Origin of the sequence: Acinetobacter kyonggiensis (assembly GCF_900107285.1) — a bacterium.
Classification (GTDB): Bacteria; Pseudomonadota; Gammaproteobacteria; order Pseudomonadales; family Moraxellaceae; genus Acinetobacter; species Acinetobacter kyonggiensis.
Window position 1 is genome coordinate 44,311 of sequence record NZ_FNPK01000020.1, and the last position, 9,422, is coordinate 53,732.

7 protein-coding genes and 4 tRNA genes are annotated in these 9,422 nt (G+C 40.0%); 8 read left to right on the plus strand and 3 right to left on the minus strand.

Going from position 1 to position 9,422, the window contains the following annotated elements; all coding sequences use genetic code 11:
• Positions 1-205 precede the first annotated feature (205 nt).
• The 8 genes from secA (at position 206) to BLV99_RS13950 (ending at position 6,613) form a co-directional block, all read left to right on the plus strand.
• The gene (secA, locus tag BLV99_RS13915; protein ID WP_092691766.1) at positions 206-2,932 is read left to right on the plus strand and encodes a preprotein translocase subunit SecA; all 2,727 of its coding nucleotides are present in this window, start codon (positions 206-208) and stop codon (positions 2,930-2,932) included.
• Positions 2,933-3,114: 182 nt separating this feature from the next.
• Positions 3,115-3,471 carry a hypothetical protein gene (locus tag BLV99_RS13920; RefSeq protein WP_086184389.1) on the plus strand — a complete coding sequence of 119 codons (357 nt, stop codon included), beginning with the start codon at positions 3,115-3,117 and terminating at the stop codon, positions 3,469-3,471.
• A 157-nt stretch (positions 3,472-3,628) separates the two neighbouring features.
• Positions 3,629-4,849: a bifunctional glutamate N-acetyltransferase/amino-acid acetyltransferase ArgJ gene (argJ, locus tag BLV99_RS13925; protein ID WP_092691768.1), complete on the plus strand. Its 1,221-nt coding sequence runs from the start codon at positions 3,629-3,631 to the stop codon at positions 4,847-4,849.
• A gap of 150 nt (positions 4,850-4,999) precedes the next feature.
• Complete coding sequence (gene nadA, locus BLV99_RS13930) at positions 5,000-6,067, plus strand: quinolinate synthase NadA (protein ID WP_086166125.1); 1,068 nt, start codon at positions 5,000-5,002, stop codon at positions 6,065-6,067.
• Between the two features lie 150 nt (positions 6,068-6,217).
• Positions 6,218-6,294 (plus strand) — tRNA-Pro (locus BLV99_RS13935).
• A gap of 46 nt (positions 6,295-6,340) precedes the next feature.
• Positions 6,341-6,417, plus strand: a tRNA-Arg gene (locus BLV99_RS13940).
• Between the two features lie 40 nt (positions 6,418-6,457).
• Positions 6,458-6,533: transfer RNA gene (locus BLV99_RS13945), tRNA-His, on the plus strand.
• Positions 6,534-6,536: 3 nt separating this feature from the next.
• Positions 6,537-6,613: transfer RNA gene (locus tag BLV99_RS13950), tRNA-Pro, on the plus strand.
• Between the two features lie 122 nt (positions 6,614-6,735).
• On the opposite strand, the gene yfiB is transcribed toward BLV99_RS13950, so the two are convergent.
• From yfiB to yfiR, 3 genes are read right to left on the minus strand one after another with little or no spacing between them, the layout of a single operon-like run.
• Complete coding sequence (gene yfiB / locus BLV99_RS13955) at positions 6,736-7,215, minus strand: outer membrane lipoprotein YfiB (protein ID WP_086184392.1); 480 nt, start codon at positions 7,213-7,215, stop codon at positions 6,736-6,738.
• Between the two features lie 10 nt (positions 7,216-7,225).
• A complete protein-coding gene (gene dgcN, locus BLV99_RS13960; RefSeq protein ID WP_092691771.1) occupies positions 7,226-8,449 on the minus strand; it encodes a diguanylate cyclase DgcN/YfiN in 1,224 nt (407 codons plus the stop codon).
• On the minus strand, positions 8,449-8,955 hold the full coding sequence (gene yfiR, locus BLV99_RS13965) for a regulatory sequestration protein YfiR (RefSeq protein WP_092691774.1): 507 nt from the start codon (positions 8,953-8,955) through the stop codon (positions 8,449-8,451). Before yfiR ends, dgcN begins: the two co-directional genes overlap by 1 nt.
• Positions 8,956-9,422 lie beyond the last annotated feature (467 nt).

A 9,422-nucleotide genomic window follows, 5' to 3' on the forward strand; every position in this document is an offset into this window, starting at 1 on the left:
ACTGTATAAATGACGAATTCTATGACTATATTGGTTGTTTAAAATTTGTTACATTGATTTCCCTTGGCTGTCACGTGCTAGAACGAGTGCGCAGAATTTTTTTATTGGTTTTGTCTAAAGCCCTTGTACTTCAAATTTCTAGCACCATAATAACGACTGAGAAAAAATTTATTCATTTGACAAGCAAGATTTAGAGAGTCTATTCATGTTGGCAAGTCTGATCGGAGGCATCTTCGGTACCAAAAATGAGCGCGAACTCAAACGCATGCGTAAAATCGTAGATAAGATTAATGCGCTCGAGCCGACGATATCTGCACTAAGCGATGCAGACTTATCTGCTAAAACTGAAGAATTCAAACAACGATATAACAAAGGCGAAAGTCTGGATAAATTATTGCCAGAAGCATTTGCTGTTTGTCGTGAAGCGGCAAAGCGAATCATGGGGATGCGCCACTACGATGTACAGTTGATTGGTGGTATTACTCTTCACGAAGGTAAAGTTGCAGAAATGCGTACCGGTGAAGGTAAAACCCTGATGGGAACTTTAGCGTGTTATCTGAATGCGATTAGCAGTCAAGGCGTACATGTCATTACGGTGAATGACTATTTGGCACAACGTGATGCCGAGCTAAACCGCCCATTATTTGAATTCTTAGGCTTAAGCATTGGTATTATTTACTCGATGCAGAATCCGACAGAAAAAGCTGAAGCCTATCGTGCTGATATTACCTATGGTACCAATAACGAATTTGGCTTTGACTACCTTCGTGACAACATGGTGTTCTCACTGGCTGAGAAAAAACAGCGTGGTCTTAGCTATGCCATTATCGATGAGGTCGACTCGATCTTAATTGATGAAGCACGTACACCCTTGATTATCTCGGGTCAAAGTGATGACTCTTCACAATTGTATGCTGCAATTAATAGTATTCCACCTAAACTTCGTGCACAGAAAGAAGAAAAAGTTGCCGATGGTGGACACTTCTGGATTGATGAAAAACAACGTTCAGTTGAAATGACTGAAGTTGGTTTTGAAACAGTGGAAGATGAACTGATTGGTATGGGTTTGTTGGCAGAAGGAGAAAGTCTTTATTCTGCTGCAAACTTAAACTTGGTTCATCATGTGACTGCGGCAATTCGTGCGCACTATCTATACCAACGCAATGTTCAATACATCATTCATGATGGTGAAGTGATTATTGTCGATGAGAACACTGGTCGTACTATGCCGGGTCGTCGTTGGTCAGAAGGTTTGCACCAAGCAGTTGAGGCCAAAGAAGGTTTAGAAATTCAACCTGAAAACCAGACATTGGCAACCACGACGTTCCAGAACTATTTCCGTCTTTATAAAAAGCTTTCTGGTATGACGGGTACAGCCGATACTGAAGCTGCGGAAATGAAAGAAATTTATGGTTTAGATGTGGTATTAATTCCAACACATCGACCAATGATCCGTAATGATATGAACGATTTAATTTATTTAAATCGTAATGGTAAATACGATGCCATCATTCAAGAAATTCAAAATATTCATGAAGCGGGTGTCGCGCCAATCTTGATTGGTACAGCGACCATTGAAGCCTCGGAAATTTTGTCTGATAAATTAAAAGAAGCAGGCATTATTCACGAAGTGTTGAATGCGAAACAACATGAGCGTGAAGCCGATATTATTGCGCAAGCAGGTTCACCCAATGCGGTGACCATTGCCACCAATATGGCGGGTCGTGGTACTGATATTTTGCTCGGCGGTAACTGGAAAGCTAAACTGGCCAAAATTGAAAATTATACGACTGAAGATGAAGCACGCTTAAAAGCCGAATGGGAACAACACCATGAGATGGTGTTAAGTTCTGGCGGTTTACATATTATTGGTTCAGAACGTCACGAATCACGTCGTATTGATAACCAGTTGCGTGGTCGTGCAGGTCGTCAAGGTGACCCAGGTGTTTCACGTTTCTACTTGTCATTAGAAGATGACTTGATGCGTATCTTCGCGGGTGATCGTGTTGTCAGCATGATGCGTGCAATGGGCTTACAAGAAGATGAAGCCATTGAACATAAAATGGTGTCACGTTCAATTGAAAATGCGCAACGTAAAGTAGAGGCACGTAACTTTGACATTCGTAAGAACTTGTTGAAATACGATGATGTGAATAATGAACAACGTAAGATCATTTATTCACAACGTGATGACGTACTTGCTGAAAGTACTTTGCAAGATTACATTGAAGAAATGCATCACGAAGTGATGAAAGGTGTAATTGAAAATTATATTCCACCTGAATCAATTCATGATCAATGGGATATTGCAGGTCTAGAACGTGCCTTACGTGATGATCTCGGTATTGATTTACCTGTGAACCAATGGTTGGAAGAAGATCGTCGTTTAGATGAAGAAGCCTTGGTTGCACGTATTTCTGATGAAATCGTGACTCGCTATCGTAATCGCCGTGAACAAATGGGTGCTGAATCTGCGGCCATGCTCGAACGCCACTTTATGCTCAGTGCTTTGGATCGTCATTGGAAAGACCATTTGGCAGCCATGGATTACTTGCGTCAAGGGATTCATTTGCGTGGTTACGCACAAAAGAATCCAGAACAAGAGTATAAAAAAGAAGCATTTAACTTGTTCGTGAACATGCTGGCTGTGATTAAATCTGATGTGATTACCGATCTTTCACGTGTGCATGTGCCTACAGCTGAAGAACTCGCTGAAATGGAAGCACAGAAACAAGCACAAGCTGAAGCAATGAAATTGAGTCTTTCCCATGCTGAAGTGGATGGTTTGACAGGTGATATCACATTGTCAGAAGACAACACTTTCCAATTCAGCGCTGTTGATGAACACAATATCATTCCACCTTCAAGCCGTAATGCCGCTTGCCCATGTGGTTCAGGTCTAAAATACAAGCAATGTCACGGTAAAATTTAATTTTACCTTGATTACACAGCCACTTTAACGATTGCTCTGCTGGATTAAGCGACAATAATAAAGTGGTTTTTTTTTATTCAATTTGAATATGCAATTTAGTTTTTCAATATGTGAATATGTTTGCAGAGAGCGAAATTAAATGGTATTTAGTTGCATATCTAACTCTGAAAAGCAGAAAGACAATGAAAAAAGTATTACAAACATTGATGATTGCAGCTTTAGCGCTTCCTACTTTGACTTTTGCAAATACGGCTCAAACCACCACTGTCGATAAAGTGCAAGCTGCTCGTGGGGCAACCACCGCTCAAGCAGTGGTTAAAGATGACAACATCACAGTAATGAGCCCTCGTACAGGAATTCGTTATACTTTTGCGAATCCGAATCAACGTCCAGTTATCTTAAAGACTACAGCAGTAACTGCTGCTAATGCAGCAAATGTAAATCGTATTGTGGCTTCTAATCCAGCATTATCCACAGCGAGTCAAGAAAAAGCGAAACAGGCATTATTGTCAGAATCTGCACAATTAGCTTCAAACTAAGCGCAGTTTCTTTTTTAGACCAGTCTTCGGACTGGTTTTTTTATGCTTTGAAAGTGCAATTCAATAAAAAATAAATCAAACAAAGTGTTCTGCTCGATTTTTTATTGAATTTCTACTAAGCTGTCATTTTATCACGCACTTATTTGGAAGTTTAAAAATGGCGGTGGGCGACGTAACAATGCCACAAATGCATGTGGTTAAAGGTGTAAAAATTGGTTCAGCTGAAGCTTATGTACGCTATCAGAACCGACGTGACCTTGTCATTTTTGAATTTGCAGAAGGTTCAAATGTTGCGGGTGTATTTACTCAAAATGCATTTTGTGCCGCGCCAGTCCATGTATGTAAAGCACATCTTCAGCTTGGTAATCCACGTTATTTAGTGATTAATACGGGCAATGCCAATGCGGGTACAGGCAAAATTGGGATGGCGAATGCTGAAGCAACCTGTGCAAAATTGGCTGAGCTTGCAGGTGTATCTGCAACCGAAATTCTGCCTTTTTCAACAGGTGTGATTGGTGAGCAGCTTCCTTTAGCGCGTTTATTGACGGGTTTAGAACCTGCACTCAATACACTGAAAGATGATGCTTGGTTCGATGCCGCAACTGGCATTATGACCACAGATACTTTGCCTAAAGGTACATCTGAACAATTTGAGTTGGATGGTATCCTCTATACCATGACTGGTATTTCTAAAGGCGCAGGCATGATTCGTCCAAATATGGCGACCATGTTGGGTTATGTAGCAACCGATGTCCCGATTAGTCGTGAATTGGTACAACAACTATTAAAAACCACGGTGAATGTTTCATTTAATCGTATTACGATTGATGGTGACACCTCAACCAATGACTCCTGTATTTTTGTTGCTACAGGTCAAGCGGGCGGCACAGAAATTACATCAGTAGCTGATGCTCGTTATACGGTGGTTCTTGATGTTCTCACCCGCGTGATGAAGCGTCTAGCACAACTGATTGTACGTGATGGGGAAGGTGCGACTAAATTTATGACTGTTGCCGTGGAAGGTGGAGTAGATACGCAAGAATGTTGTGATATTGCTTATAGCATTGCGCATTCACCCTTGGTTAAAACGGCTTTCTTTGCATCCGATCCTAACTGGGGACGTATCCTTGCAGCGATTGGTTACGCGGGTGTTAAAAATTTAGACGTTGAAAAAATCCAAGTTTGGTTGGATGATGTACAAATCTGTAAAGATGGTGGTGCAGCAGCGGACTATACGGAAGAAGCTGGCGCACGTGTTATGTCTCAAGCTGAAATGACCATTCGTGTCGATTTAGGGCGAGGACAGGCAAAAGATACGGTCTATACTTGTGATCTTTCTTATGACTATGTCAAGATCAATGCGGATTACCGTTCTTAAGTCTGGTTGAATGAAAGGCCTCCGTTGTGAGGCTTTTTTGTAATGTAAAGTTTTTAATGCTTGATCAAAAAAGCATGATGCCATTTTGATCAGTGAATTGAGTGTATTGCTTGTAAGTGAACAGGCACTAAGGATAGAGAAGACGTTTTTATGAATGATGCGACCAATTTAATTGCCAATGAGGCTAAATCGATTGTGCAGGCGCATTTAGATCGTTTAGGCGAGCCTAAAGATATTCATTTGAGTGATGAGGTCAAACAGGAAAAATTTGCGCAAATTCTTGCAGAACTCAAAAAACGCGATGCTGTCCTTGTCGCACATTACTATTGCGATCCTGAAGTTCAAGAGTTGGCTGAACTGTCGGGTGGTTGTGTTTCAGACTCATTAGAAATGGCGCGTTTTGGCCGTGATCATGAGGCTTCAACCTTGGTGGTTGCTGGTGTGAAATTTATGGGGGAGACCTCAAAAATTCTTTCTCCAGAAAAAACGGTGCTTATGCCAACTTTAGAAGCCACCTGTTCTTTAGATTTGGGTTGTCCTGTAGAGGAGTTCACAGCATTCTGTGATGCACATCCTGATTATACCGTTGTGGTTTATGCCAATACTTCTGCTGCGGTTAAAGCACGCGCGGATTGGGTGGTTACTTCAAGTTGTGCGGTTGAAATTATTGAACATCTAGATAGCTTGGGTGAAAAGATTATTTGGGCGCCAGATCAACATCTGGGGCGCTATATTCAAAAGAAAACGGGTGCGGACATGTTGCTTTGGGACGGTGCTTGCATTGTGCATGAAGAATTCCGTGCGCGTGGCATTGCTAATATGAAAGCATTGTATCCAGATGCAGCAGTATTGGTGCATCCAGAGTCTCCAGAGTCGGTGGTCGATGTTGCCGATGCTGTCGGTAGTACCTCTCAACTGATTAAAGCCGCACAGACTTTACCAAATGAGCGTTTAATCGTGGCAACAGATCGTGGCATCTTCTACAAAATGCAACAAGCGGTGCCGCATAAGATTTTGATTGAAGCACCAACAGCAGGTGAGGGGGCAACTTGTCGCTCTTGTGCACATTGTCCTTGGATGGCAATGAATGAATTGGATGGGATTTTAGCAGTTTTACAAAACTCTGATCAAGAAATACACGTTGACCCAGTGCTGGCAGCACGGGCTAAATTGCCGCTAGATCGCATGTTGAACTTCAGTGCGAGTTTAAAACGCTAATATTTGTATATAAAATGTCTAATATGCTTGATAAATATACATTTGAAGCGATTTTTTGATTTTTTTTGAATATAGGTGTTGACGTTATTAAGCGTCACGCCTAGAATGCACACCGTACCGCACGATGTGTAGTACGAAGCTAAGATGAATCGGAGCATGGCGCAGCTTGGTAGCGCACCTGGTTTGGGACCAGGGGGTCGTAGGTTCGAATCCTACTGCTCCGACCAATTCTTCAAGGCGAAGGTTTAATGATATTTTGGTATCATAGGTCATGCGCCTGTAGCTCAGTAGGATAGAGCATCCGCCTTCTAAGCGGATGGTCACAGGTTCGAATCCTGTCAGGCGCACCATTTGGTAGCTTGATATTTTAGAATCTAAAATGTTGTAACGGTGGATGTAGCTCAGTTGGTAGAGCCCCGGATTGTGATTCCGGTTGTCGTGGGTTCGAGCCCCATCATTCACCCCAATTCGGAGCATGGCGCAGCTTGGTAGCGCACCTGGTTTGGGACCAGGGGGTCGTAGGTTCGAATCCTACTGCTCCGACCATTTTTAAAAAGATGATATAAATAATCCGCTTAAATGCGGTTTTTTTATGCCTAAAATTTGTGGAATTTAATGTGAAAAAATAAAACCCTCTTGAATGGGAGGGTTTTTGTATAAAAAAATAATTACGGAATAATAATGATATTCACACGACGGTTGATTGCTCTATTTTCATTGGAATTGTTTTGCACTAAGGGTTGGCTTGGGCCACGTCCAAAAGTTTGAATATTTTGTTGCTTATAGCCAGCTTGAATAAAAACATCAGCAACATTTTGCGCGCGTTTTTCTGAGAGTGTTTGGTTATAACTTTCATTGCCAATATCATCAGTATGCCCAATGATTTTTAATTTATCTAAATCATATTTTTGCAATTGTGAAGATAGTCGGTTGAGTGATGCTTTGTGTGATTCTTGAATTTCTGTGCTGTCAAAACCAAACAAGAGTTTTTCGGGGAGTGCGAGTGTCCAGCCTTCATTTGTTAGTGAGAATCCCTCTTTTTTTAACATATGTACTTGTTTGTAGTTGAGCTGACCGAGATTCATACATGCTGTTAAAAAAGTACAGAATAAAATAGTGAAAGTTGTCTTGATTATTTTGACATGCATCTGCTTGGGCCTATGTGTTATTTAGGTTAGGGGAGATAAACCAGTGGTGCGGTAACGTTTTTGCGCGATACATTGCACTGTCGGCTTGAGTAATGAGTTCTTCTGGAGATGTTGCATTTTTTGCAAAAGCAATCCCAATACTGAAGCTGAAATGAATTTCAGATTTTTCGAAAATAAGCGGTGCTTTACTGCAACTTAGCAAATGTTCACAAATGCTGGCTAATTGTTGAGGTTGTTGAATATTGTGGACAATAATCGCAAATTCATCTCCACCAAGGCGAGTAATAAAATCATTTTGCCGTAAGTTGGATTTTAATCGCTTTGCCATTTCTTGCAGTACTGCATCACCCGCTAAATGGCCATATTGGTCATTAATGTCTTTAAAGTTATTGTTATCAATAAAAAATAAAGCAATATGTTCTCGGTGTTTAGAGTCGAATAAATTGAATAAAGTTTGATAAAAATAATGTCGGTTGGGAAGTTGGGTGAGTTCGTCGTGATGTGCTTGATGGCTGAGTTTAATATTTTCGGTTTGTAACTGTTGGCTTGACGTATGAATTTTTTCTAACAACTCATTGAAAGCAATATTAAGCTCTTGAAATTCTTGTATATCTGAGTCTGCTAAGCGTAATTGATAGTTTTTTTCTTCACTAATCATCTGTGCTGTTTCGACAATTGGCTGTAGTGACTTCATCAGGTGTTGATAGAGGGTGCTGACAGACCAGAAAAGAACAGCAAGCATCATGAGAAAGCCTAATGCTAAACCCAATAGTAGTTTGTAAAAGAAACTCACTAAAGCGGATGAATTACCATAAACAATTAATTTGCCATAATTTTCTTGGTCGTGTTGAATGTTGATGGTTGCGGGTTGATTGAAGAAAAGGTGATCTAAAATGACCTGACTTGAGAAGGTTGGGCTTTCAGTATGTTTGATCTGTGCAAGTGCGTTATTTTGATTGTCTAAAACTTGAATCGAGCGAATGGGATATTGTTCTGAATATTCTGCAAGGATTTGTGTAATTGTAATTTGGTCTTTAAAAACAACCGCGGGTTGAATACGTTCACCAAGAGCTTCCGACAAAATATGTAAGTTACGATTGGCGTAAGTCTCCATAGTATAAGTGGAAATTACCGCAAAAATTATGGTGCAACTTGTAAAAGTAAGGATAAAGATGGTGAGTTGTGAGCGTTTAAATAGCTGCTGTAGCGAGGTAATGCTGTTTATTTTTTTCATTATTGCTGCTCACTTGGCTTTGCTAAAAGTAAAACGCGCGGATCAATATGAACTTTAGATTGACTTAAGCTTTCTAAATTGATTTTAAAGCTTAAATACTTATTTTTTTTATAAAGGCAAAAAGCACTTCCTATCTCGCAATTAAGATTATTTGTACTAATGGATAGTGTGGGATAGCGCACAGCTGTATTGAGAAGATGTTGTTCTTCTTGGGCTGTGAGTGAGGAAAAGATGATTGCTTGGCAAGAGGTGCTTGCCAACTCATTGGTGTTGATTGAGTAAATTTGATATTGCAGATTGTTTTGTTGGTTGTGGATTTTAAATTGAGTAGCAAGTGCTTCATTGCTAATGATGCAAATATTGGATGGGGTACTTAATTTTGAATAACTTAGAATTGAAAAAGTTGTTGCAGCAATACCGTTATTTTGATGAGGAGCGGCATAGCTTGGGCTAATGTATGACAATGCTAGTAAAAATAGGATAATTTTTTGTTTTAGTGAAGGCATTTTGAAGGGGTTTTAAGCTGGGATATATAGTAAGAATGAGTTTAACTAAAAAAGGAGTATAAAAATAGTGATAAAAATGGACATTAAGTAATCAAAAAAAGCTTTTTTGTAGAATAAACACTCATCCGATAAAGAAAGTTAAAGAAAGGGGTTGCATGGGAAATTTTTTCCCCTATAATGCGTATCCATCGGCGGTGATGTTAAATAAAACCTCTGGTAAATCAATGGGTTGGTTGGATTGTTAAGATTTCAAATGAAATTTTAAGATTGGATTTAAACTTGGGTTTGTCGGAAAAGAATTTAACAAAACCTGTTGACTTTCTCTGGAAAGAGAGTAGTATAGCCGACCTAGCTTGTTGATGACGAATCAGCAAGAAGATCATTAAGAGATTATGAAGAACAACTTGTGTGGATTTTTACTGGTTGATTGATCGAAATTATTTTCATTAATTGATGGTAGAAATTAC

Coding starts and splice junctions, on each gene's coding strand:
- secA (WP_092691766.1), top strand. CDS start 206: ATGTTGGCAAGTCTGATCGGAGGCATCTTCGGTACCAAAAATGAGCGC.
- BLV99_RS13920 (WP_086184389.1), top strand. CDS start 3,115: ATGAAAAAAGTATTACAAACATTGATGATTGCAGCTTTAGCGCTTCCT.
- argJ (WP_092691768.1), top strand. CDS start 3,629: ATGGCGGTGGGCGACGTAACAATGCCACAAATGCATGTGGTTAAAGGT.
- nadA (WP_086166125.1), top strand. CDS start 5,000: ATGAATGATGCGACCAATTTAATTGCCAATGAGGCTAAATCGATTGTG.
- yfiB (WP_086184392.1), bottom strand. CDS start 7,215: ATGCATGTCAAAATAATCAAGACAACTTTCACTATTTTATTCTGTACT.
- dgcN (WP_092691771.1), bottom strand. CDS start 8,449: ATGAAAAAAATAAACAGCATTACCTCGCTACAGCAGCTATTTAAACGC.
- yfiR (WP_092691774.1), bottom strand. CDS start 8,955: ATGCCTTCACTAAAACAAAAAATTATCCTATTTTTACTAGCATTGTCA.